The following is a 23,656-nucleotide window of genomic DNA, read 5'->3' as shown; positions in this document are numbered from 1 at the left end:
CGAATCGCCCCGGAAAACAACCTACGTTAACGCATGTGCGCATGCCGCCGGCGTGTTTGCAGCCCGGTTAAGCCGGTGTTAAACAGTCTTACCCCCCCGAACGGAGATGGTCATGCCCCGCATTACCCCCCTCGCGCTTGCCCTGTCCTCGCTGTTGGCCGCCACCCCGGCGCTGGCGCAGCAGGCCGGCAAGGACGCGCGCACGCTCGACACCCTGATCGTTACCGGCACCCGCGTGGCCGACCGCACCGTGGCCGAATCGCAGTCACCGATCGACATCCTGACCCCGGAAACGCTGGAAGCCACCGGCACCACCGAGCTGGCGACCGCGCTGGCGCGCGCCCTGCCCTCGCTCAATTTCCCGCGCCCGGGCATGGCCGATGGCACCAGCGGCGTGCGCCCGGCGCAGCTGCGCGGGCTTTCGCCGGACCAGGTGCTGATCCTGGTGAACGGCAAGCGCCGCCACATCTCGGCGCTGGTGAACGTCAACGGCACCATCGGCCGCGGCTCCTCGGCGGTGGACCTGAACGCCATTCCGGTCGCCGCCATCGAGCGCGTTGAAGTACTGCGCGACGGCGCCTCCGCGCAATACGGCTCTGACGCCATCGGCGGCGTGGTCAACATCGTGCTGAAGGGCGCGGGCGAAGGCGGCAGCATCGCCCTCGCCGGTGGCCGCTATTCCGAAGGCGACGGCCGGCAGTGGCAGCTGTCCGGCGACACCGGCCTGACCCTGAGCGGCGGCGGCGGCACCATCCATGTGGCGGCGCAGACCGGCCATCAGGACATGACCAACCGCGCCGGCCCCTACCAGGGCAGCGCGCCGAACACCGGCAACTTCCCCGGCGTCGGCCAGACGGCGTTCAAGCTGGGCGATCCCGACGTCGACCAGGCAGCGCTTTCGCTCAATGCCAACCTGAACATCGGCGAGAACAACCTGTACGTCAGCGCGATGTCGAGCAAGCGCGACATCACCTCGTTCGCGTTCTACCGCTCGAAGAACCACAGTGGCCAAGGCGCGCTGCTGGCCCAGGTCTACCCGGATGGCTACGTGCCGGAGATCAACCAGGACGCGCGCGACCGCAGCGTGGTGGTGGGCCTGAAGGGGGTGAGTGCCGGCGACTGGAACTGGGACTTCAGCTACAGCCTCGGCGACAGCCGGCTGGATTTCCGCACCCAGAACACCATCAACTACGCGCTGGGCACCGCCAGTCCCCGCAGCTTCTACGACGGCGCGCTGCAGTACACCCAGCAGGTGGTGAACGCGGACTTCTCCAAGGCGGTGAACATCGGCCTGGAATACCCGGCCACGCTTTCGCTCGGCGCCGAGCATCGCGAGGAAACCTGGGAACAGAGCGCGGGTGAGGCGAGTTCCTACTTCGGCTCCGGCGCACAGGGCTTCGGCGGGTTCACCCCGCGCAACGCCGGCAACTACGAGCGCCACAACTACGCGCTGTACGCGGGGCTTGAAGGCGACTTCACCGAAAAGTTCTCGGCCGGCCTGGCCGGGCGTTACGAGGACTATTCCGACTTCGGTGACCAGTTCTCCGGCAAGCTGTCGGCGCGCTACGCGTTCACCGAGAAGGCCGCACTGCGCGGCACCGTCGCCACCGGCTTCCGCGCGCCGTCGCTGGCGCAGCAGCACTACCAGGCCGTCACCACCAACATCACCAGCGGCGTGGCCTACGAGACCGGCACCTTCCCCGCTGCAGGCGCTGCGGCGCAGGCGCTGGGGGCGGAACCGCTGCAGGCGGAAACCTCGCTGTCCTACAGCCTGGGCCTGGTGCTGCAGCCGGTCGAGCGCCTCTACCTGACCATCGACGCCTACCGAATCGAAATCGACGACCGCATCGTGCTCTCGTCCAACCTCAACATCGCCAACAACGCCGCGGCGCAGGCGCTGCTGGCCGGGCTCGGCATCACCAACGTCACCAGTGCACGTTACTTCAACAACGCCATCGACACCCGCACCCGCGGCGTCGACGTGGTCGGCAGCTGGAACGTGCCGTTGGACGCCAGCAACCTCAACCTGACCGCCAGCTACAACTACAACAAGACCGAGGTGACCCGCATCGCCCCCAACCCGGCGGCGCTGTCGGCGCTGGGCGCCAACCTGGAGCGCATGGGACGCGACGAGCGCGGGCGCATCGAGGAAGGCTCGCCGCGCGACAAGTTCGCGCTGACCGCAGGCTGGAACCTGCAGCGCTGGGACTTCAATGCCGGCGCGACCCGCTACGGCGAGGTGACCGCCCGCCACGCCAGCAACCCGGCGCAGGACCAAACCTACGGGGGCAAGTGGACGCTGGATCTGTCGGTGAATTTCCGCCCGAACCAGCATTGGGTGGCGACGCTGGGCGCGGACAACGCGCTGGACGAATACCCGGAAGAGAACGTCTACGCCAACTCCACCTTCGGCATGTTCCCCTACAGCCTGTATTCGCCGTTCGGCTTCAACGGCCGCTACGTGTACGGCCGCGTTTCCTACAAATGGTGAGCTGAACCCCGCGTTCATTTCCACCCGAGCGCCCCGGATTTCCGGGGCGTTTCGGTTTCCGGCCCGTCCCTGACGCGTGCGATCATCGGGGCATCGCCCTGTCGGAGCCCCCATGCCGCATCACACCTCGCTCATCGCCATCCTCGTGTTCGGCTTCGTGCTCGCCTTCGCGCTGGGCGCACTGGCCAACCGCCTGCGGCTGTCGCCGCTGGTGGGCTACCTGCTGGCGGGGGTGTTGGCCGGGCCGTTCACGCCCGGCTTCGTGGGCGATCCGGAGCTGGCGCCGCAGCTGGCGGAGATCGGCGTGATCCTGCTGATGTTCGGGGTGGGCCTGCACTTCTCGCTGCGCGACCTGATGTCGGTGAAGAACATCGCCATTCCCGGTGCGGTCGGGCAGATCGCGGTCGCCACGTTGCTGGGCTGGGGCCTGGCCGAGCTGATGGGCTGGCGCCACATCGAGGGGCTGATCTTCGGCTTCTCGCTGGCCACCGCCAGCACCGTGGTGCTGCTGCGGGCGATGGAGGAACGGCGCCTGCTGGATACCCGCCGCGGCAAGATCGCGGTGGGCTGGCTGATCGTGGAAGACCTGGCCTGCGTGATCGCGCTGGTGCTGATCCCGGCGCTGGCCGGGGCACTGGGCGGTGGCGAAGAAGTCGGCGCCGGCGACATCATCAAAGCGCTGGCGATCACCTTCGGCAAGGTCGCAGCGTTCGTCGCGTTCATGCTGATCGTCGGCCGCCGCGCGATCCCGTGGGTGCTGGAACGGATCGCCGGCACCGGCTCGCGCGAACTGTTCACCCTGGCGGTGCTGTCGATCGCTATGGGCGTGGCGTTCGGTTCGGCCGAACTGTTCGGGGTGAGCTTCGCGCTGGGCGCGTTCTTCGCCGGCATGCTACTCAACGAGTCCGAGTTCAGCCACCAGGCGGCGCAGGACTCGCTGCCGATGCGCGACGCCTTCGCGGTGCTGTTCTTCGTCTCGGTGGGCATGTTGTTCGACCCGCGCATCTTGATCGAGCATCCGCTGCAGGTACTGGCGACCACCCTGATCATCGTGTTCGGCAAGTCCATTGCCGCCTACGCCATCGTGCGCGCGTTCGGCCACCCCAACGCCACCGCACTGACCATCTCCACCAGCCTGGCGCAGATCGGCGAATTCGCCTTCATCATCGCCGGCCTTGGCTTGTCGCTGAAGATCCTGCCCAAGGACGGCCACGACCTGGTGCTGGCGGGCGCGCTGATCACCATCATGCTCAACCCGATCCTGTTCATGGTGCTGGACCGCTGGCAGCTGCGCGAAGACGCGCGCGTCCTCGCCAATGCGCCGCCGGAGCCGGACGTGGTGCCGCTGGACATCGGCGGCCACGCCATCGTGGTCGGCTACGGCCGCGTCGGCAGCCAGCTGGCGCAGCTGCTGAAGGAACGCGGCGTACCGGTGGTGGTGATCGAGGACGATGCCGACCGGGTGGTGCAGGCGCGCGCCGGTGGGTTCCCCACCGTCCGTGGCAACGTCGCCAACCGGCGGGTGATGCAGGAAGCGGCGCCGGAGCGCGCCAACCTGGCGATCTTCGCGATGCCACAGGCACTGGAGGCCGGCGAGGCGATCGAGCGGCTGAAGGCGATCAATCCAGCCCTCAGCGTGCTCGCACGCGCCCACAGCGAAGCGCAGGTGAAGCACCTGCTCGGCCACGGCGCCGACGCGGCGGTACTGGCCGAGCGTGAGCTGGCCTATTCGCTGACCGAAATGGTGATGGCCACGCCGCCCTATCGCGCCCTGCGGGCTTGACACATCCCCGCCGGGTGGCAACAGCCACCCGGCGGGGCGTACTTGGCGGTTACTTCACGAACACCAGCCTGCCACCGTCGGCATCCACCTTGACCGTATCGCCATTGCCGAACCTGCCGGCCAGGATGTCCTGCGCCAGCGGGTTCTCCAGCTGCTGCTGGATGGCGCGCTTGAGCGGGCGCGCGCCGTACACCGGATCGAAACCGACATTGCCGAGCAGATCAAAGGCCGCATCGCTCAGTTCGATGCGGATGCCGCGCTCGCCCAACCGCTTTTCCAGCCCGCGCAGCTGGATGCGCGCGATCTGCTTGATCTGCGCCTTGTCCAGCGGGTGGAACACCACGATGTCGTCCAGCCGGTTGATGAACTCCGGCCGGAAGTGCGCCTGCACCACGCCCATCACCGAGGCCTTCATCTGCACATAGGCTTCGGGTGAATCATCCCCGGCCAGCTCCTGGATCTGGTGGGAGCCGAGGTTGGACGTCATCACGATCACCGTGTTGCGGAAATCCACGGTGCGGCCCTGGCCATCGGTCAGGCGGCCATCGTCCAGCACCTGCAGCAGGATGTTGAACACGTCCGGATGCGCCTTCTCCACCTCGTCCAGCAGGATCACGCTGTACGGACGGCGACGCACTGCCTCGGTCAGGTAGCCGCCTTCTTCATAGCCGACATAGCCCGGGGGCGCGCCGATCAGACGGCTCACCGCGTGCTTCTCCATGAACTCGCTCATGTCGATGCGCACCATCGCATCGCTGCTGTCAAACAGGAATTCGGCCAGCGCCTTGCACAGCTCGGTCTTGCCCACACCGGTGGGGCCGAGGAACAGGAACGAACCGCTGGGGCGATTGGGATCGGACAGGCCGGCGCGCGAACGGCGCACCGCGTCGGACACCACCTTGATCGCCTCTTCCTGCCCCACCACGCGGGTGTGCAGCTGCGCTTCCATCTGCAGCAGCTTCTCGCGCTCGCCTTCCAGCATCTTGCTGACCGGGATACCGGTCCAGCGCGCCACCACCTGCGCGATCTCTTCCGCCGTCACCTTGTCCTGCAGGAGGGTGAAGCCCTTCGTTTCAGCCTCCTGTGCGGCGGCCAGCTGCTTCTCCAGCTCCGGGATTCGGCCGTACTGGATCTCGCTCATCGCGGCGAAATCCTGCTTGCGCTGCGCGGCTTCCAGCTCCAGCCGCGCGGCTTCGATCTGCTCCTTGATCCGGGTCGCGCCCTGCAGGGTGGCCTTCTCGGCCTTCCACACCTCCTCCAGGTCGCTGTACTCGCGCTCCAGCACGGCTATCTCCTTTTCGAGATCGGCCAGGCGCTGCTTCGACTCGGCGTCCTTCTCCTTCTTCAGCGCCTCGCGCTGGATCTTGAGCTGGATGAGCCGGCGCTCCTTGCGGTCCATCTCCTCCGGCTTGGAGTCGATCTCCATGCGGATGCGCGAGGCGGCCTCGTCCATCAGGTCGATGGCCTTGTCCGGCAGCTGGCGGTCGGCGATGTAGCGGTTGGACAGCGTGGCGGCGGCGACGATGGCCGGGTCGGTGATCTCCACGCCGTGGTGCACGGCGTAGCGCTCCTTCAGCCCGCGCAGGATGGCGATCGTGTCCTCCACCGACGGCTCGCCCACGAACACCTTCTGGAAGCGGCGCTCCAGCGCGGCATCCTTCTCCACGTACTTGCGGTATTCGTCCAGCGTGGTGGCGCCGATGCAGTGCAGCTCGCCGCGCGCCAGCGCGGGCTTGAGCATGTTGCCGGCGTCCATCGACCCTTCGGCCTTGCCGGCGCCGACCATGGTGTGCAGTTCATCGATGAACAGGATGATCTGGCCTTCGTTCTTCGACAGGTCGTTCAGCACCGCCTTCAGCCGCTCCTCGAACTCGCCGCGGAACTTGGCGCCGGCGATCAGCGCACCCATGTCCAGCGACAGCAGGCGCTTGCCGCGCAAGCCTTCCGGCACTTCGTTGTTTATGATGCGCTGGGCCAGGCCTTCGACGATCGCCGTCTTGCCCACGCCCGGCTCGCCGATCAGCACCGGATTGTTCTTGGTGCGCCGCTGCAGCACCTGGATGGTGCGGCGAATCTCCTCGTCGCGGCCCACCACCGGATCGAGCTTGCCACTCTCCGCGCGCGCGGTGAGATCGATCGTGTATTTCTCCAGCGCCTGCCGCGCGTCTTCCGCATTCTCGTCGGTCACTTTCTCGCCCCCGCGCAGCTTGTCGATGGCCGCTTCGAGTTTCTGTTTGTTCGCGCCGGCGGCCTTCAGCGCCTTGCCGGCTTCGCCGGATTCCTCCAGCGCCGCCAGCAGGAACAGCTCGCTGGCGATGTAGGCATCGCCGCGCTGCTGGGCCAGCTTGTCGGTGACGTTGAACAGGCGGATGAGGTCGTTGCCGGCCTGCACGTTGCCGGCCTGGCCGCTGACCTTGGGCAGCCGGTCCAGCGCCTCGACCAGGCGCTCGCGCAGCACCGGCACGTTGACGCCGGCCTGCGCCAGCAGCGGGCGGGTGCCGCCGCCCTGCTGGTCCAGCAGCGCCAGCAGCAGGTGGGCGGGTTCGATGATGGTGTGGTCGCGGCCGACGGCCAGCGACTGGGCGTCGCTGATCGCCTGCTGGAAACGCGACGTGAGCTTGTCCATTCGCATGACGGGATCCTGTGAGTCGGGGCCGGCGCGGCCCAATGTCCTCCACATGCGGCTGCCGCGCCGTGATTCAAGTCAAATCGCATCACTCGTTGAGACTGGGTTATGGTCGCCGCTTTCCACCCGGAATCTGCCCATGCTCCGCTCCCGCGTCCTGGCCTGCGGCCTGCTGCTCGCGCTGTCCGTCGGCCCCTGTGCCGGAGCAACGCCTGTGGCCGCCGAGCAACGCCTGCAGGCCTCGATCGAGGCCGACCAGCCGCACGCGATGGCGCTGCTTGAGCGGCTGGTCAACCAGAATTCGGGCACGCTCAACCTGGCCGGCGTGAAGGCGGCGGGCAACATCGTCCGCGCCGAGCTGGAGCCGCTGGGCTTCGACGTGGCATGGATCGACATGCGCGCGACCGGGCGCGCGGGCCACCTCGTCGCCACCCATACGGGCAACGGGCGCGGCAAGCGCATCCTGCTGATCGGCCACTTGGACACCGTGTTCGAGCCGGACTCGCCGTTCCAGCGTTTCGTCCGCAATGGCGATACCGCCACCGGCCCCGGCATCGGTGACGACAAGGGCGGCGTGGTGATCATCGTCGCCGCGTTGCGCGCCATGCATGCCGCCGGCACGTTGCGAGATGCCGACATCAAGGTGGTGCTGACCGGCGACGAGGAATCCGCCGGCACGCCGCTGGAGGCGGCACGCGCCGATCTCGTCGCGGCGGGCAAATGGGCAGACGTGGCGCTGGAGTACGAGGGCTTGATCGTCGATGGCGGACGCGACCACGCGACCATCGCGCGGCGCGGCGTGGCCGACTGGGAGCTCACCGCCACCGGCCTGACCGGCCATTCCAGCGGCGTGTTCGGCGACGCGCTCGGCTACGGGGCGAACTACGAACTGGCGCGCATCCTCGACGGGTTCCGGCGCGAGCTCCCCGAGCCCAACCTCACCCTCAATGTCGGCCTCATGGTCGGCGGCACGCCGGCGGCGCTCGCGCCGGACGGCGCCCGCGGCAGCGCCGCAGGCAAGACCAACATCATGGCGGAACGCGCGGCCGCGGTGGGCGACCTGCGGGCGCTGACGCCGGAGCAGGAAGCACGCACACGGGCGCGGATGCAGGCGATCGTGGCGCAGCACCTGCCGAAGACGGGCGCGACGCTGGTGTTCGCGGACGCCTATCCGCCGATGGCACCCACCGCCGGAAATCGCGCCCTGCTCGCCCTGCTCAACCAGGTCAACACCGATCTCGGCCTGCCGACGATGGGTGAGTGGGATCCGGCCAAGCGCGGCGCCGCCGACTCCAGCTTCGTCGCCGCCGACGCGGACGTGCTTGCCGGGATGGGCGCAGCCGGATCGCGCGCGCACGCCGATGGCGAGACCGTCGACCTGGCGAGCATCCCGCGCCAGGCGTTGCGCAGCGCGGTGCTGATGGGGCGGTTGGCGCGCACGCCGCGATGACCGACGGCTGGCACCTGTACCTGCTGCGCTGCCGCGACGGCAGCCTGTATGCCGGCATCGCCACCGACGTCGAACGCCGGTTCCGCCAGCATGCGGCCGGCACGGGCGCGAAGTACACCCGTTCGCACCCACCGGAATGCGTGCTCGGCAGCCGCGCCTATCCGGACCGCGGCAGCGCGCTGCGCGCGGAATGCGCGCTCAAGCGCCAGCCGAAGGCGCGCAAGCTGGGCTGGCTGCTCGACGGCGCCGACGCCGCTCAGGCCGGCGCCAGCCAGCCTTCGTAGCGCACCACCAGCCCCACCAGCGGCAGGCGTGCCTCCACCAGGAATTCGTAGCGACCGGCGTGCTCGCGTTCGCGACAACGCACGCCCTCGAACCAGCCGGCCGGCAGCGGCAGGAGGCCGAACACGCGCACACCAGCGACCTGCCACCACAGCGCCTGATCGCCCGGATGCAGGTGGTAGCGAAATTGCAGCGGCCCCAGCCGTTCGCGCAGCAGACCACGCTTGAACGCCAGCCGCGTCTGCATGCGTGTGCCCCCGAAATCGCGGCGCCAGGTTTCACGCGCCGCGTCGGCAATGAACTCGACCGTGGTCGGTGCATCGCACACCGCCTTCGGCAACCCGGCGATGCGCGCGCACAGCCGCGCCAGAGGGTTGCGGCCGCGTTCGACGCTGGCGATCCCGACATAGCGCGCCGTGCCGCGCACCGCATGCACGCGGCGCACGGCCTCCGGCAGGGTGTAGAACGCCGCACCCAGCGCCTGCTGGAACAAGGTCGCCGCTGGCGCGGCGCTCAAGGCGTGATCCAGGCCAGCGTGGCGATACGGCCGCTGCGGCCGTCGCGGCGGTGCGAGAAAAAGCGGGCGGGATCGGAAATCGTGCACAGGCCGCCACCGTGGACGTCGGTCACCCCGGCATCCAGCAGGCGCTGCCGCGCCAACGTGTACAGGTCCACCCGCCAGTGGCCGGGGCGGGTGGGCAGGAACGCCATGCGCGCGCGGCCGTCACGGGTGGTGAAAGCATCACGGACTTCCTCGCCAACCTCGTAGGCATGCGGCCCGGCCGCGGGGCCCAGCCATGCCACCAGTTGGTCAGCCGGGGTGCGCATCGCCGCCACCGTGGCCTCCAGCACGCCTGCACACAGGCCGCGCCAGCCGGCGTGGGCAGCGGCGATTTCGCTACCGTCCTTCGCCGCGAACACCACCGGCAGGCAGTCGGCGGTGAGGATCGCAAGCACGGTGCCCGCCGTGGCGGTCACCGCCGCGTCGGCCTCGGGCTCTTCCCCCGCCCTTGCTTGCAGGGGAGGGTTGGGGTGGGGTTGCCCTTCAATCGAGCCAACCCCCTCCCAGCCTCCCCCTGCCTGCGCAGGAGCTGCGAAGCGAACCACCTCAACGCCATGCACCTGCTTCAGCCAGTGCGGCGAGGACGGCAGCAGCAACGCGGCTTCCAGCTGGCGCCCGTTCTCCGCCACCGCCTCGGCGTCGTCGCCGCAGCGCGCACCGAGGTTGAACGTATCGAACGGCGGCTTCGATGCGCCCAATCCATGCCGCAGCGTGGTCAGCGCCCGCACGCCGGGCGGCGCTGGCCAGTCGGCGTGGAGGAATACGGTCATCGCCGCGCGCGCTCGGCCTCGGCGTGCGCCGCTGCGTCTTCGCGCAGCGCGCGCATGAGCTGCTGCATGTCGTCCGGCAGCGGCGCCTCGCAGCGCACCGGCTCACCGCTGACCGGATGCGCGAACTCCAGCACCTCGGCATGCAGCGCCTGGCGCCTGAAGCCGCGCAGGACCGCGATCAGTTCCTCCGAAGCGCCCTTCGGCAGCTTCAGCGATCCGCCGTACAGCTGATCGCCGAGGATCGGGTACTTCAGGTGCGCCATGTGCACGCGGATCTGGTGGGTACGGCCGGTTTCCAGCCGGCACTCCAGCGCGGTATGGGCGCGGAAGCGCTCGCGCAGGCGGTAGTGGGTCACCGCGTCCTTGCCATCCTCGCGCACGGCCATGCGCAGGCGGTCGCGCGGATGGCGCTCGATCGCCGCGTTGACGGTGCCGCCCGACACCAGCGCGCCCACCACCACCGCCAGGTACTGCCGGTGCACCTCGCGCGCCGACAGCTGCGCCACCAGCGAGGTATGCGCCACGAGGGTGCGGGCCACCACCATCACGCCGCTGGTGTCCTTGTCCAGGCGATGGACGATGCCGGCGCGCGGCAGCTTGTCCAGATCGGGGTCGCGGTGCAGCAGCGCGTTCACCATGGTGCCGGCGGGATTGCCCGCGCCCGGATGCACCACCAGCCCAGCCGGCTTGTCGATCACGAAGACGTGCTCGTCTTCGTACAGCACGGTCAGCGGGATGTCCTCGGCCACCGCGTGGGTCTGCACCTCCTCGACCACGGTCAGGGCGATGGTTTCGCCGCCGCGGACCGGATCGCGCGGGCGCGCCGGCGCGCCGTCCACGACCACGTCGCCGGACTTGATCCAGGCCGACAGCCGCGAGCGGGAGTATTCGGGGAACAGTTCCGCCAGCACCGCGTCAAGCCGACGGCCGGCGCAGTGGTCGGGAACAAGGGCGATGCGGGGTTCGGTCTGATGCATGAAGGTTCCGTAAGCCGCCGGCACCGGCGGAAAGCGCCCGGCCTTGATCTTCGCCGGGGGCTGGTATTATCCAGCCTTCATGCCCCCGGCGCCCGTTCGATGCCCATGTCCCAGCGTTCCGTCCTGCTGCGCCCCGCCCTTGTACTCGCGCTCGTGGTTGCCGTCACCGGCTGCTCCAGCGTCAAGACGATGTTCAAGGACAAGAACAAGAACGAGGGGCTGCCGGTGGGCGAGCTCTACGACCGCGCCCACGACAACATGGAAAAGGGCCGCTGGTCCAACGCCAGCGAAGTCTTCGGCCGGCTGATTGCGCAGTATCCCTACGGCCCATTCACCGAACAGGCGCTGATGGAGCAGGCCTACGCCTACTACAAGGCCGGCAAGCACGAAGACGCGATCTCCACCATCGATCGCTTCATCCGCACCTACCCGACCCACCGGAACATCGCCTACCTGTACTACCTGCGCGGCCTGTCCAACATGGCGCGCAACACGGTGTTCATGGCGCGCGCGTTCAACCTCGACACCAGCACCCGCGACCTGGCCGCGCCGCTGCAGGCCTACAACGACTTCAGTATCGTCGCCACCCGCTACCCCAACAGCCAGTACACCGCCGACGCCCGCCAGCGCATGGTGTTCCTGCGCAATGAGTTCGCGCGCTTCGAGCTGAACACCGGCCTGTACTACCTGCGCCGCGGCGCCTGGGTTTCGGCCGCCGACCGCGCCACCTACCTGCTGGAAACCTATCCGCAAAGCGAATACCAGAACGACGCGGTGGCGCTGCTGGGCGAAGCCTATACGCGGCTGGGCAATGCCGTGTTGGCCGCGGACGCCAGGCGCGTGCTGGAGCAGAACGACCCGCAACACCCGTGGCTGGCCGGCCACTGGCCGAAGGACCCGAGCATGCTCAAGCGCCTGAACCCGTTCACCGGCGAATCGCGCTGAGCCAGCGGCAACGCAGGTTGCAAACGGACGGGCCGGCTTTCGCCGGCCTGTTTCGTTTTCGATCCAGCGTGGTTACTCGCGCCAGCCGCTGCTGACCGGATAGCGGCGCTCGCGGCCGAATGCGCGCCGGCTGACCTTCGGCCCCGGCGCCGCCTGGTGGCGCTTCCATTCGCCGATCCGCACCAGCCGCAGCACCCTGTCCACGGTAGCGGCATCGAAGCCGGCAGCCACGATTTCCGCACGCGACTGTTCCTGGTCGACATGCCGCTGCAGGATCGCGTCCAGCACGTCATAGGGCGGCAGCGAATCCTGGTCGAGCTGGTTCTCGCGCAGTTCGGCGGATGGCGGCCGATCGATCACCGCCTGCGGGACGACCCGGTCGCCCACCGTATTGCGCCAGCGCGCGAGCGCGAACACTTCCGTCTTGTACAGATCCTTGAGCGGTGCATAGCCGCCGCACATATCGCCGTAGATGGTCGCGTAGCCCACCGCGTACTCACTCTTGTTGCCGGTGGTCAGCAGCAGCCCGCCGAATTTGTTGGACAGCGCCATCATCAGCGCGCCGCGCACCCGCGACTGCAAGTTCTCCTCGGTGATGTCCACCGGTTGGCCGGCAAACACCTGGCCGAGCGCCTCCAGATAGCCCTGGAAGGGCTTTTCGATCGGCAGGGTGACCATCGCCACCCCCATCGCATCACACTGCTCGCGCGCCAGGTCGTTGGACATCTCGGCGGTGTAGCGCGACGGCATCCTGACCGCGGTGACGTTCTCCGCGCCCAGCGCATCGGCGGCGATCGCCAGCACCAGCGCCGAATCGATGCCGCCGGACAGCCCCAGCCAGACCCTGTCGAAGCCGTTCTTGCGGCAGTAATCGCGAGTGCCGCGCACTACCGCACGCCAGACCAGCGCATCGCGGCTCTCGTCGCCATCCACCGTCCACTGCAGCGGGGCGAACCGGCGCATCTCGGGATCGAAATCCACCACCAGCCATTGTTCCTCGAACGCCAACGCCGCCGGATGCACGTTGCCGTCGCCGTCGGCCACCACCGAAGCACCGTCGAACACCAGCGCATCCTGCCCGCCCACCACGTTCAGATAGGCGAACGCGGCGCCGGTCTCGCTGGCGCGCTGCGCCAACAGGGCGTCGCGCTCGGCGTGCTTGTCGTGTTCATAGGGCGAGGCGTTCGGCACCAGCACCAGCTGCGCGCCGGCGGCCACGGTGGAGGCAGCAGGTTCGGGGAACCACAGGTCCTCGCAGATCACCAGCCCGATCCGGGCACCGTTGACCTCGAACACGCAGTCCTCGCGATCCGGGTCGACGTCGAAATAGCGGCGCTCGTCGAACACCGCGTAGTTCGGCAGTTCGCGCTTGCGGTAGGTCGTTTCGATGGCGCCGTCGCGCAGCACACTGGCAGCGTTGTAGACCACGCTGCCGGCCGCCTGCGGCCAGCCGACCACGGCGACGATGCCGCGCGCCTGCGCCGCGATGCCGATCATCGCGGTTTCGCAGGCGCGCAGGAACGCCGGCCGCAGCAGCAGGTCTTCCGGCGGGTAGCCGGACAGCGCCAGCTCGGGGAACAGCACCACGTCGGCGGCGTATTCGTCGCGGGCGAAGGTGATCATCTCGGCGATGCGCGCCGCGTTCCCGGCGACGTCTCCGACCGGGAAATCGAACTGCGCCATCGCGATGCGGAGGTTTTGCGTCATCGGAACCATCCTGAAGCGGTGCGGATCCGCCCGAGCCACGCCGCGAAAGCGTCGGCGAAGGGCGCTGCAAGGATACAGGCTCCATCCCGGCGCGCCGTCCGCTGCGCACCGCTACCGCGCGCAACGGGTAAAATGCCCGGCCTCCCCCTCTATCCACCGCTGCGCCCCTCCGGGTGCGGCACGCACGTCGGAGCAACCAACATGGGCCTGGACCTCGTCCCCACCGGCAAGAACCCGCCGGAAGAAATCAACGTCATCATCGAAATCCCCAAGGACGCCGAGCCGGTCAAGTACGAGGTGGACAAGGCCTCAGGCGCGATCTTCGTCGACCGCATCCTGTCCACCCCGATGCGCTACCCGTGCAACTACGGCTACGTGCCCTACACTGTCTGCGGCGATGGCGACCCGGCCGACGTGCTGGTGATCCTGCCGCTGCCGCTGGTGCCGGGCTCGGTGATCCGCTGCCGCCCGGTCGGCGTGCTGAAGATGAGCGACGAGGCCGGCAGCGACGAGAAGATCCTCGCGGTGCCGATCGACAAGGTGTTCGCCGGCTACAGCCACATCGACGACATCGAAAAGGTCAGCAAGCACTGGCTGCAGCGCATCGGCCACTTCTTCGAGCACTACAAGGATCTCGAAGACGGCAAGTGGGTGAAGCTGGATGGCTGGGGCGGCGCCGTTGAAGCCAAGCAGATCCTGGTCGAGGCGATGGCGCGCTACCAAGCCAGCGAAGACAAGCCGAAGTTCTGATTGCCCACCCGGAACGGCGGGCGCCGCCGCGCCGTTCGCCAGCGCGACTTCAGTCGCGCCGGTCGTGGCGGAGGATGGTCAAGCCGATCAGCCGCGACACCACGGTGGCGATATAGCCCACGCCGGCGAACTGCTCCAGCATGGTCAGCACCTTCGCCGGGGCGGTCAGCGGCAGCGTATCGCCCAGCCCGGTCGCGGACAGGTTGCTGAAGCTGTAGAACAGCAGGTCGAGCCAGCGACGCTGCCGCTCCGGCTCGATGCCGGTGAAGCTGCCCGGATTCCAGGCTTGGCAGGCCAGATAGGCGTAGCCGAAACCCCAGGCCAGCAGGGTGAAGGTGGCGCCCGCGGCGAACAGTTCGTCGGCCGTCACCTCGTGGTCCCGCAGCATGTAGGCGATCAGGCCGCCTGCCGCATAGAAATACAGCGCCGCTTCCAGCAAGGCCGAAAACGGCAGCAGTGCATCGTATCCGAACAGCACGCCCAGCACCGTCAACGCCATCGCGGGGATCGCCAGCAGCCAGCCGATCCAGTTCATCAGCGGGCTGCGCATCACCACCCACAACGCCAGCGGCACCACCACCAACGCGACCGCGCCGAACAGCAGGCGCCCACCGCTGCCGTCGTCCATCAGCGGATAGACCAGCAGACTCAGCAGCTGCGCCGCCAGCAGGAACGCGGACGGGTGACGCTTGGCGATGACGCGCCAGCGCCGGGCGCGCCAGGATGCCGTTCCCATCGCTATGCCGCCGCTGCCTCAGGCGCTTACGGCGTGGCCCGATGCGGATACTTGGCGAAGATCGCAGCGATGGCGCGGTCGATGTCGGCCATGCGCTTTTCCGGCGGCGTCTTGCTGCCTGCCGCCGGCGCGCTGGCCGCGCCCGTCCACACCATGCGGTTGCGCTTGCCGTCGACCAGGTCGACAGTCAGGGTGCCTTCGCGGTAGTTGCGCACCTGGGTTTCGTCGTACCAGAACGGCACGGCGACATAGCTTCGGTGGCGATAGCTGTAGAACCACTGCAAGTCGGTGCGCGGCATGCTCCAGACGGCGGTGCGGTCTTCCACCACGCCCTGGAAATTGACCAGCAAGTCGCCGCCTTCGGCGACATAGCGGTAGCCAAGTGCCTCCATTTCGCGGCGCACGTCGGCGCGGATGCGCTCGGAGATCCAGCTGGAGTAGCCGGACTGCTCCATCGCGACCGGCTTGTAGAAGCCCCAGGTGCGGTACTGGGCGAAACTGGCGGTCGGATCGCCGTCGGTGCGCACCGTGGGGCCGGTGGCGCAGGCGGAAAGCCCCAGCGTGGCGGCGGCCAGCAGGGTGCAGGCAAGAACTCGGATGGAACGCATGGTGGTTCTCCCGACGGGACATAGGCCCATGATGATCGCACCGGCGTGGAGATGGCGCATGAACGACAGCGCGCCCGATGCACAAAAAAAACAAAACCCCGCTGGAAGCGGGGTTTTGCATTCAGCCGCCGGCAAGCCTGGATCAGTGGCGCAGGTTCTTGCGCAGGCGTTCCAGCGCCTGCAGCTGCGCGGTGACCTCGGCCAGGCGCTGCTGCGCTTCGGCGATTTCCATCGCCTCGCCGCGACGGGCGATGATGCGCTCGGCTTCTTCCTTGGCGGATCGCACCGCGGCCTCGTCGATCTCGTCGGCGCGGATCGCGGTGTCGGCCAGCACGGTCACCACCGTCGGCTGCACTTCCAGCATGCCGCCGGAAATCGCGAAGTCCAGCTTCTCGCCGCCCGGCAGGGTCACCACGACCTTGCCCGGCTTCAGGCGGGTGATCAGCGGGGCGTGCTTGGGCGCGATGCCCAGTTCGCCCAGCTCGCCGGTGGCGACGACCAGTTCGGCTTCACCGTGGAAGATCTCGGCTTCGGCGCTGACGATGTCGCAACGGATGGTGGATGCCATGACGATTCCTTAAGCCGCGATCTTCTTGGCCTTCTCGACCGCTTCTTCGATCGAGCCGACCATGTAGAACGCCTGTTCCGGCAGGTGGTCGTAGTCGCCGTCGACGATGCCCTTGAAGCCGCGGATGGTTTCCTTCAGCGGCACGTACTTGCCTGGCGAGCCGGTGAACACTTCGGCCACGTGGAAGGGCTGGCTGAAGAAGCGCTCGATCTTGCGCGCGCGCGACACGGCCTGCTTGTCCTCTTCGGACAGCTCGTCCATGCCCAGGATCGCGATGATGTCCTTCAGTTCCTTGTACTTCTGCAGCGTGGCCTGGACCTTGCGCGCGGTGTCGTAGTGCTCGTTGCCGATCACGTTCGGATCCAGCTGGCGGCTGGTCGAGTCCAGCGGGTCGACCGCCGGGTAGATGCCCAGGGACGCGATGTTGCGCGACAGCACGACGGTGGCGTCGAGGTGGGCGAAGGTGGTCGCCGGCGACGGGTCGGTCAGGTCGTCCGCGGGCACGTACACGGCCTGGATCGAGGTGATGGAGCCCTTCTTGGTCGAGGTGATGCGCTCCTGCAGAACGCCCATTTCCTCGGCCAAGGTCGGCTGGTAACCCACCGCCGACGGCATGCGGCCCAGCAGCGCCGACACTTCGGTGCCGGCCAGGGTGTAGCGGTAGATGTTGTCCACGAACAGCAGCACGTCGCGGCCTTCGTCGCGGAAGTACTCGGCCATGGTCAGGCCGGTCAGCGCGACGCGCAGGCGGTTGCCCGGCGGCTCGTTCATCTGGCCGTACACCATCGCCACCTTGGACTTGGCGTGTTCCTGCACGTTGACGACGCCCGACTCCTGCATCTCGTGGTAGAAGTCGTTGCCTTCGCGGGTGCGCTCGCCCACGCCGGCGAACACCGACAGGCCGCTGTGTTCGGTTGCGATGTTGTTGATCAGTTCCATCATGTTGACGGTCTTGCCCACGCCGGCGCCGCCGAACAGGCCGACCTTGCCGCCCTTGGCGAACGGGCACATCAGGTCGATCACCTTGATGCCGGTTTCCAGCAGCTCGGTGGTCGAGGCCTGGTCTTCGTACGACGGCGCGGCACGGTGGATTTCCCACGTGGTGTCGGCCTGCACCGGACCGGCTTCGTCGATCGGGTTGCCCAGCACGTCCATGATGCGGCCCAGCGTGCCGATGCCGACCGGCACCGAGATCGCGCGGCCGGTGTTCTCGGCAATCAGGTTGCGCTTCAGGCCGTCGGTCGAGCCGAGGGCGATCGTGCGCACCACGCCGTCGCCCAGCTGCTGCTGCACTTCCAGCGTGATGGCAGTGTTCTGCACCTTCAGCGCGTCGTACACCCTCGGCACGCTCTCGCGCGGGAATTCGACGTCGACGACCGCGCCGATGATCTGTACGACCTTGCCCTGGTTGCTCATGGTTGTTTCCTCAAGACTCTCTGATGCTGCTTTGTAGGAGCGGCCACAGCCGCGAACTTTTCCCGGTCGCGGCGCAGGCCGCTCCTACAGGAATTGGTTTCAAACCGCGGCGGCGCCGCCGACGATCTCGGAAATTTCCTGGGTGATCGCCGCCTGGCGCGCCTTGTTGTAGACGAGGTTCAGGGTGTCGATCAGCTTGCTGGCGTTGTCGCTCGCGGCCTTCATCGCGACCATGCGCGCGGCATGCTCGGAAGCGACGTTCTCCATCACCGCCTGGTACACCAGCGACTCGATGTAACGGGTCAGCACGTGCTCCAGCACGGATTCGGCGTCCGGCTCGTAGATGTAGTCCCACTCGTGCTTGGCCATCTGCGTTTCCGCCGGCGGCAGCGGCAGCAGCTGGTCGAAGGTGGCCTTCTGGGTCATGGTGTTGACGAAGTCGTTGTACGCCAGGAACACCTTGTCGACCTTGCCGTCGGTGTAGGCGTCCAGCATCACCTTGACCACGCCGATCAGCTGCTCCAGCTTCGGCGCGTCGCCGAGATGGGTCACCGAGCCCAGCATGCCGACCTTGATCCGGCGGAAGAACACCGAGGCCTTCTGGCCGATGGTGACCACGTCGACTTCGATGCCCTGTTCCTGCAGCGCGCGGAACTCGACCAGCAGCTTGCGGAACATGTTGTTGTTCAGGCCGCCGGCCAGGCCGCGGTCCGACGACACCACGATGTAGCCGACGCGCTTCACGTTCTCGCGCTGCACCAGGTACGGATGGCGGTAGTCGGTATTGGCCTGCGCCAGGTGGCCGATCAGCTGCTTCATCGCCCGCGCGTACGGGCGCGAGGCCTTCATCCGTTCCTGCGCCTTGCGGATCTTGGAGGCCGAGACCATTTCGAGCGCGCGCGTCACCTTGCGGGTGTTCTGCACGCTCTTGATCTTGGTTTTGATTTCGCGTCCGCCTGCCATCTCTTCTCTCGCTGCTGCTGTTCTGTAGGAGCGGCTTCAGCCGCGACTGCCATATGCGATCGGGGAAAAGAACGCCCCTCCTACATGGATGCCTGGATTACCAGCTGCCGGTGGTCTTGAACTCTTCGATGCCCTTCTTGAACGCGGCTTCGATGTCGTCGTTCCAGTTGCCGGTGGCGTCGATCTGCGCAATCAGCTCGCCGGCGGTATTGGCGAAGTGGGCCTGCAGGCCTTCCTCGAACGCCAGCACCTTGCCCACCGGCACGTCGTCCAGATAGGCCTTGTCGACCGCGTAGATCGACAGCGCCTGCTGCGCCACCGACATCGGCGCGTACTGCTTCTGCTTCATCAGCTCGGTGACGCGCTGGCCGCGCTCGAGCTGCTTGCGGGTGGCGTCGTCCAGGTCGGAGGCGAACTGCGCGAACGCGGCGAGCTCACGGTACTGCGCCAGCGCGATGCGGATGCCGCCGGACAGCTTCTTCATGATCTTGGTCTGCGCCGCGCCACCCACGCGCGACACCGAGATGCCGGCGTTCACGGCCGGGCGGATGCCGGCGTTGAACAGGTCGGTCTCCAGGAAGATCTGGCCGTCGGTGATCGAGATCACGTTGGTCGGCACGAATGCCGACACGTCGCCGGCCTGGGTTTCGATGATCGGCAGCGCGGTCAGCGAGCCGGTCTTGCCCTTCACCGCGCCGTTGGTGAACTTCTCGACATAGTCCTCGGACACGCGCGCGGCGCGCTCCAGCAGGCGGCTGTGCAGGTAGAACACGTCGCCCGGATAGGCTTCGCGGCCCGGCGGGCGGCGCAGCAGCAGCGAGATCTGGCGGTAGGCCACGGCCTGCTTGGACAGATCGTCGTACACGATCAGCGCGTCTTCGCCGCGGTCGCGGAAGTACTCGCCCATCGCGCAGCCGGAGTAGGCGCTGATGTACTGCATCGCGGCGGACTCGGAGGCCGAGGCGGCGACGACGGTGGTGTAGGCCATCGCGCCGAACTCTTCCAGCTTGCGCACGATGTTGGCGATGGTGCTGTTCTTCTGGCCGATCGCCACGTACACGCAGCGGATGCCGGAGTTCTTCTGGTTGATGATCGCGTCGATCGCCAGCGCGGTCTTGCCGGTCTGGCGGTCGCCGATGATCAGCTCGCGCTGGCCGCGGCCGATCGGGATCATGCTGTCAACCGACTTGTAGCCGGTCTGCACCGGCTGGTCGACCGACTTGCGCCAGATCACGCCCGGGGCGATGGTTTCCACCGGCGAATGGGTCTTGGCGTCGATCGGGCCCTTGCCGTCGATCGGCTCGCCCAGCGCGTTGACCACGCGGCCCAGCAGCTCGGGGCCGGTCGGCACCGACAGGATCTGGCCGGTGGTCTTGGCCACGTCGCCTTCGCGCAGGTGCTCGTAGTCACCCAGCACCACCGCGCCCACCGAGTCGCGCTCCAGGTTCAGCGCCAGCGCGGTGGTGTTGCCCGGCAGTTCGATCATTTCGCCCTGCATCACGTCGGCCAGGCCGTGGATGCGCACGATGCCGTCGGACACCGAGGTCACGGTGCCTTCGTTGCGTGCTTCGGCGGCGAGCGCGACCTTCTCGATGCGGGTCTTGATCAGTTCGCTGATTTCGGACGGGTTGAGCGTGGTGGTAGCCATCTTGGTTTCCTTGGTGCCGGCGTTGCCGCCCGCGTGTGCAAATGAATTAGTTCGACAGCGCCGACTGCAGGCGCTCCAGCTTGCCCTTGATCGACCCGTCGATGACGATGTCGGAGGCCGCGATCAACGCGCCGCCGATCAGGCTTTCGTCGATCGCCGTCTCGATCTCGACCTCGCGACCAAAGCGCTTGCGCAGCGCGGCCTTGATCGTCGCAAGCTCCGCTTCCGCCAGCGTTGCGGCGGAAGTGACCTTCGCGCGTACGACGCGTTCGGCTTCGAAGCGCAACTCGTCGAACAGGCCGACGATCTCCGGCAACAGCGGCAGCCGGCGGTTGTCGAACAGCAGCCCAAGCAGGTTGTGGAACGCGTCCTGCGCGCCATCGGGCGACAGCAGCGCAATCACGTCGGCGCGGGTCAGCTTCGGGTTGTCCAGCAGCACGGCGACCTGCGGCTCGGCAGCGACGCGGGCGGCGAAAGCCAGCGCGGCGGACCAACCTGGCAGCGCGCCAGCCCCGCGCGCCACCGCGAAGGCGGCGCGGGCGTAGGGACGGGCAAGAGTGAGGGCCTGGCTCATCGGTCGGGCCTCAGAGCTGCGCGGCCAGCTCGTCGATCAGCGCCTTCTGGTCGTTGGCGTTGATCTCGCGCTTGAGCAGCTTCTCGGCGCCGGTGACGGCGAGCAGGGACACCTGCTTGCGCAGGTCTTCCTTGGCACGGTTGGCGGCAGCCTCGATCTCGGCTTCGGCCAGCGCCTTCTGGCGCGTGCCTTCGGCGATCGCGTCAGCCTTGGCCGCATCGATCAGCGCATTGGCGCGCTGGTGGGCCTGCTCGATGATTTCGTTGGCCTTGGCGCGGGCAGCCTTCAGTTCGTCGGCGACCTTGGCGTCGGCCTGCGCGAGGTTCTTCTGCGCGTTGTCGGCGGCGGCCAGGCCTTCGGCGATCTTCTGCTGGCGCTCCTCGATCGCCTTGATCAGGGGCGGCCAGATGAACTTGACGGAGAACCAGATGAGGATCGCGAAGCTGATCATCTGGCCCAGCAGGGTGATATTCGGATTCATGTCGTGACCTGACGTTTCAGAAGACCCGGCGCTGCGGGGCGTTCTTCAAGGCTGCGCCGCGGCGACATGCCGCGGCGCGATGTTGCCGGCACGCGCCACCCACGGGCGGCGCGCACCTTCACCATGCGACGCGATCAGGCGCCGGCGGCAGCCTGCACGGCGGCCAGCAGCGGGTTGGCGAACGCGAACATCATCGCCACGCCGACGCCGATCAGGAACGCCGCGTCGATCAGGCCCGCGAGCAGGAACATGCGACCCTGCAGCATCGGCACCAGCTCCGGCTGGCGGGCGGCGGACTCGAGGAACTTGCTGCCCATGATGCCGATGCCGAGGGCGGCGGCGAGGGCACCCAGGCCGACGATGATGCCGATGGCGATGGCGGTGTAGGCCTGGACTTGGGCGATGAATTCCATGGTGGATCTCCAGTTGCGGTGCTTGCGGTGAATTGAAGGTGGAACGACGGAAGGTGAAGCGGAACCGGGTACAGCGATGGATCAGTGGTGCTCGTGCGCCATCGCCAGGTAGACGACGGTCAGCACCATGAAGATGTAGGCCTGCAGCAGGATGATCAGGATGTGGAAGATCGCCCACATCGACTGGAACACGATGCCCGGCAGGAAGGTGAACCAGGACACGAACAGGCCCGCGATCAGCATGAACACCAGCTCGCCGGCGTACATGTTGCCGAACAACCGCATGCCCAGGCTGACCGGCTTGGACAGGTACTCGACCACGTTGAGGAACAGGTTCGGCAGCGCCAGCACGATCTTGGCAAAGGTACCCTCGGCGTGGAACGGCGCGGTGAACAGCTCCTTGGTGAAGCCCCAGCCGCCCTTGGCCTTGATCGAATAGAAGATGATCAGCAGCAGGACGGTGAATGACATCGCGAAGGTGGTGTTGATGTCGGCAGTCGGCACCCACCGGAAATAGGTGTGGTGCGCGACTTCCTCGCCGGCGATGGCCTGCACGGCGGCGCTGGGGATATCCAGCGGCAGCAGGTCCATCGCGTTCATGAAGACCACCCAGACGAAGATGGTCAGCGCCAGCGGCGCGATGAAGCGGCGGTCGCCGTGGAAGGTGTTCTTCACCTCGGAGTCGACGAACTCGACCACCAGCTCCACGAACGCCTGCCCCTTCGACGGCACGCCGGCGGTCGCCTTGCGGGCGTACCACCACAGCCAGAAGCTGGCCAGCAGGCCCAGCGCAAGCGCCACCACCCACGAGTCCATGTGGACCGCGCCGAACGAGAACTGCTTGGTGTTGTGGGTCAGGTGGTGGACGATGTAGGCAGTCAGGCCACCACCGGTGTCGCCGCCTTCAGGTGCCAGCCCCATTGATTCCAGGATCACGCGTTCGTCCTCGTCGTACTGCGCTGTGCCACGAATTTCATCGAAACCACGAAGGCGGCCGCGGCCATCGCCGCCCCAGCCAATACCGGCACCGCCGGCAGTTTCCACACCGCCATCGCCAGATACAGCCCGACGATCACGACCAGCCATTTCACCGCGGTGCCCAGCAGCAGGCGCCCCAGCGCCACGCCGGCACCGGCAACCCCGCCACCGAAGGCGCCCCAGGCCGCCAACAGGCTGCCCAGCGCCATCGCCCCCCCCCCCGCCAGTGCGGCGAGGGCGGCGTGCGGACCGCTGATGTAGCAGGCCGCTGCCGTCGCCAGCGTGGCGATGATCTGGAAGACCACCACCCGCAGCGCCAGCCGCCAGCCCGCGTTGACGGAATTGAGCACGCGGACATTCCCTGCAAAATCAGCCGGTATCGGCACGGTATCGCAGGGCGGTTGCGAAAACCGTCCTGCGAAGCCGCCGAATTATAGCAGGCGCTCTTTTTCAGCGGCAACCGCCAAAAGCCGTGTGGATGCACCGGAACTTCCAAGCGTGGGCCCGGTCACAACCTGCAGCGCCCGCAAATTCCTCGTCAGATCCCCTGCGGACGCCCGAAGCCCCGGCCCCATCCCCGGCCGGGGCTTCCTTTTCCCGGGCGGGACGCGTGCCGGGACCGATGGATGCGATCGCAATCTTCGACTGGACGGGGGCGTACCGGTTGCTTGATAATGAGAACCATTCGCATTAATGAGGCCGACCATGCGCAAGACCCTGAGCTTTGCGGCCCTGCACTTCCTGGTGGCGTTCTCGGTGGGCTGGCTGATGACCGGCAGCTGGCTGATCGGCGGCGCGCTGGCGCTGGTGGAGCCGGCCTGCAACACGGTGGTGTTCCACTTCCACGAGAAGGTGTGGAAACGGATCGAGACGCGCCGCGCCGCCAGCGCGTCGAACCACGACGCTTTCATCGCCTGAACCAGAACGG

The 23,656-nt window shown here is 67.6% G+C and carries 23 protein-coding genes; 7 read left to right on the top strand and 16 right to left on the bottom strand.

Going from position 1 to position 23,656, the window contains the following annotated elements:
* Nucleotides 1-112 precede the first annotated feature (112 nt).
* Together G582_RS0103975 and ybaL are read left to right on the top strand one after the other, a co-directional pair.
* Entirely contained in the window at nucleotides 113-2,491 is a 2,379-nt protein-coding gene (locus tag G582_RS0103975) for a TonB-dependent receptor plug domain-containing protein (RefSeq protein ID WP_028838729.1), read from the top strand.
* A gap of 112 nt (nucleotides 2,492-2,603) precedes the next feature.
* Nucleotides 2,604-4,274 carry a YbaL family putative K(+) efflux transporter gene (gene ybaL / locus G582_RS0103970; RefSeq protein WP_028838728.1) on the top strand — a complete coding sequence of 557 codons (1,671 nt, stop codon included), beginning with the start codon at nucleotides 2,604-2,606 and terminating at the stop codon, nucleotides 4,272-4,274.
* Nucleotides 4,275-4,323: 49 nt separating this feature from the next.
* Here ybaL and clpB read toward each other — a convergent pair whose 3' ends face one another.
* Nucleotides 4,324-6,906: an ATP-dependent chaperone ClpB gene (clpB, locus tag G582_RS0103965; protein WP_028838727.1), complete on the bottom strand. Its 2,583-nt coding sequence runs from the start codon at nucleotides 6,904-6,906 to the stop codon at nucleotides 4,324-4,326.
* Nucleotides 6,907-7,039: 133 nt separating this feature from the next.
* Here clpB and G582_RS0103960 point away from each other — a divergent pair, with 133 nt between their 5' ends.
* Together G582_RS0103960 and G582_RS0103955 are read left to right on the top strand one after the other, a co-directional pair.
* Nucleotides 7,040-8,350 carry a M20/M25/M40 family metallo-hydrolase gene (locus G582_RS0103960; RefSeq protein ID WP_028838726.1) on the top strand — a complete coding sequence of 437 codons (1,311 nt, stop codon included), beginning with the start codon at nucleotides 7,040-7,042 and terminating at the stop codon, nucleotides 8,348-8,350.
* The gene (locus tag G582_RS0103955) at nucleotides 8,347-8,634 is read left to right on the top strand and encodes a GIY-YIG nuclease family protein (protein WP_028838725.1); all 288 of its coding nucleotides are present in this window, start codon (nucleotides 8,347-8,349) and stop codon (nucleotides 8,632-8,634) included. The genes G582_RS0103960 and G582_RS0103955 overlap by 4 nt, the downstream gene beginning before the upstream one ends.
* On the opposite strand, the gene G582_RS0103950 is transcribed toward G582_RS0103955, so the two are convergent.
* Genes G582_RS0103950 through rluD form a run of 3 tightly spaced genes read right to left on the bottom strand, consistent with a single transcriptional unit; the run spans nucleotide 8,607 to nucleotide 10,941 of the window.
* Nucleotides 8,607-9,149: a DUF4166 domain-containing protein gene (locus tag G582_RS0103950; protein ID WP_028838724.1), complete on the bottom strand. Its 543-nt coding sequence runs from the start codon at nucleotides 9,147-9,149 to the stop codon at nucleotides 8,607-8,609. The two genes, G582_RS0103955 and G582_RS0103950, sit on opposite strands and share 28 nt — an antisense overlap.
* On the bottom strand, nucleotides 9,146-9,964 hold the full coding sequence (gene pgeF, locus G582_RS0103945) for a peptidoglycan editing factor PgeF (RefSeq protein WP_028838723.1): 819 nt from the start codon (nucleotides 9,962-9,964) through the stop codon (nucleotides 9,146-9,148). The genes G582_RS0103950 and pgeF overlap by 4 nt, the downstream gene beginning before the upstream one ends.
* Nucleotides 9,961-10,941 (bottom strand): 23S rRNA pseudouridine(1911/1915/1917) synthase RluD, encoded by a 981-nt coding sequence (gene rluD, locus G582_RS0103940; RefSeq protein ID WP_028838722.1) that lies wholly within the window; start codon nucleotides 10,939-10,941, stop codon nucleotides 9,961-9,963. The genes pgeF and rluD overlap by 4 nt, the downstream gene beginning before the upstream one ends.
* 105 nt (nucleotides 10,942-11,046) lie before the next feature.
* Here rluD and G582_RS15390 point away from each other — a divergent pair, with 105 nt between their 5' ends.
* Complete coding sequence (locus tag G582_RS15390) at nucleotides 11,047-11,886, top strand: outer membrane protein assembly factor BamD (protein WP_038052845.1); 840 nt, start codon at nucleotides 11,047-11,049, stop codon at nucleotides 11,884-11,886.
* Nucleotides 11,887-11,958: 72 nt separating this feature from the next.
* On the opposite strand, the gene G582_RS0103930 is transcribed toward G582_RS15390, so the two are convergent.
* Nucleotides 11,959-13,593 carry an NAD+ synthase gene (locus G582_RS0103930; RefSeq protein ID WP_028838721.1) on the bottom strand — a complete coding sequence of 545 codons (1,635 nt, stop codon included), beginning with the start codon at nucleotides 13,591-13,593 and terminating at the stop codon, nucleotides 11,959-11,961.
* A 201-nt stretch (nucleotides 13,594-13,794) separates the two neighbouring features.
* Here G582_RS0103930 and ppa point away from each other — a divergent pair, with 201 nt between their 5' ends.
* Nucleotides 13,795-14,343, top strand: a complete 549-nt coding sequence (ppa, locus tag G582_RS0103925) for an inorganic diphosphatase (protein WP_028838720.1) — start codon at nucleotides 13,795-13,797, stop codon at nucleotides 14,341-14,343.
* Between the two features lie 49 nt (nucleotides 14,344-14,392).
* Here the strand turns inward: ppa and G582_RS0103920 are convergent, their stop codons facing one another.
* From G582_RS0103920 to G582_RS0103870, 11 genes are all read right to left on the bottom strand, one after another.
* Nucleotides 14,393-15,079: an ion channel gene (locus G582_RS0103920; protein ID WP_028838719.1), complete on the bottom strand. Its 687-nt coding sequence runs from the start codon at nucleotides 15,077-15,079 to the stop codon at nucleotides 14,393-14,395.
* Nucleotides 15,080-15,105: 26 nt separating this feature from the next.
* Nucleotides 15,106-15,687: a DUF4136 domain-containing protein gene (locus G582_RS0103915; RefSeq protein ID WP_028838718.1), complete on the bottom strand. Its 582-nt coding sequence runs from the start codon at nucleotides 15,685-15,687 to the stop codon at nucleotides 15,106-15,108.
* Between the two features lie 142 nt (nucleotides 15,688-15,829).
* A complete protein-coding gene (locus G582_RS0103910; RefSeq protein WP_028838717.1) occupies nucleotides 15,830-16,255 on the bottom strand; it encodes a F0F1 ATP synthase subunit epsilon in 426 nt (141 codons plus the stop codon).
* 9 nt (nucleotides 16,256-16,264) lie between these two features.
* On the bottom strand, nucleotides 16,265-17,671 hold the full coding sequence (gene atpD / locus G582_RS0103905; RefSeq protein ID WP_028838716.1) for a F0F1 ATP synthase subunit beta: 1,407 nt from the start codon (nucleotides 17,669-17,671) through the stop codon (nucleotides 16,265-16,267).
* 99 nt (nucleotides 17,672-17,770) lie between these two features.
* On the bottom strand, nucleotides 17,771-18,634 hold the full coding sequence (gene atpG / locus G582_RS0103900; protein WP_028838715.1) for a F0F1 ATP synthase subunit gamma: 864 nt from the start codon (nucleotides 18,632-18,634) through the stop codon (nucleotides 17,771-17,773).
* A 97-nt stretch (nucleotides 18,635-18,731) separates the two neighbouring features.
* Nucleotides 18,732-20,282 carry a F0F1 ATP synthase subunit alpha gene (atpA, locus tag G582_RS0103895; protein ID WP_028838714.1) on the bottom strand — a complete coding sequence of 517 codons (1,551 nt, stop codon included), beginning with the start codon at nucleotides 20,280-20,282 and terminating at the stop codon, nucleotides 18,732-18,734.
* 46 nt (nucleotides 20,283-20,328) lie between these two features.
* A complete protein-coding gene (locus G582_RS0103890; RefSeq protein ID WP_028838713.1) occupies nucleotides 20,329-20,856 on the bottom strand; it encodes a F0F1 ATP synthase subunit delta in 528 nt (175 codons plus the stop codon).
* Between the two features lie 10 nt (nucleotides 20,857-20,866).
* Nucleotides 20,867-21,337, bottom strand: coding sequence for a F0F1 ATP synthase subunit B (locus G582_RS0103885; RefSeq protein ID WP_028838712.1), 471 nt, complete (start codon nucleotides 21,335-21,337; stop codon nucleotides 20,867-20,869).
* A gap of 134 nt (nucleotides 21,338-21,471) precedes the next feature.
* Complete coding sequence (gene atpE / locus G582_RS0103880) at nucleotides 21,472-21,750, bottom strand: F0F1 ATP synthase subunit C (protein WP_028838711.1); 279 nt, start codon at nucleotides 21,748-21,750, stop codon at nucleotides 21,472-21,474.
* 81 nt (nucleotides 21,751-21,831) lie between these two features.
* Nucleotides 21,832-22,671, bottom strand: a complete 840-nt coding sequence (atpB, locus tag G582_RS0103875) for a F0F1 ATP synthase subunit A (protein WP_038052843.1) — start codon at nucleotides 22,669-22,671, stop codon at nucleotides 21,832-21,834.
* 11 nt (nucleotides 22,672-22,682) lie between these two features.
* A complete protein-coding gene (locus tag G582_RS0103870) occupies nucleotides 22,683-23,078 on the bottom strand; it encodes an ATP synthase subunit I (RefSeq protein WP_028838709.1) in 396 nt (131 codons plus the stop codon).
* Between the two features lie 355 nt (nucleotides 23,079-23,433).
* Here G582_RS0103870 and G582_RS15385 point away from each other — a divergent pair, with 355 nt between their 5' ends.
* The gene (locus G582_RS15385; RefSeq protein WP_051246628.1) at nucleotides 23,434-23,646 is read left to right on the top strand and encodes a DUF2061 domain-containing protein; all 213 of its coding nucleotides are present in this window, start codon (nucleotides 23,434-23,436) and stop codon (nucleotides 23,644-23,646) included.
* Nucleotides 23,647-23,656 lie beyond the last annotated feature (10 nt).

Source organism: Thermomonas fusca DSM 15424, assembly GCF_000423885.1.
GTDB classification, from domain to species: domain Bacteria; phylum Pseudomonadota; class Gammaproteobacteria; order Xanthomonadales; family Xanthomonadaceae; genus Thermomonas; species Thermomonas fusca.
The sequence above is the reverse complement of the archived record's forward strand: the minus strand, read 5'-3'. Positions and strand labels throughout refer to the sequence as shown.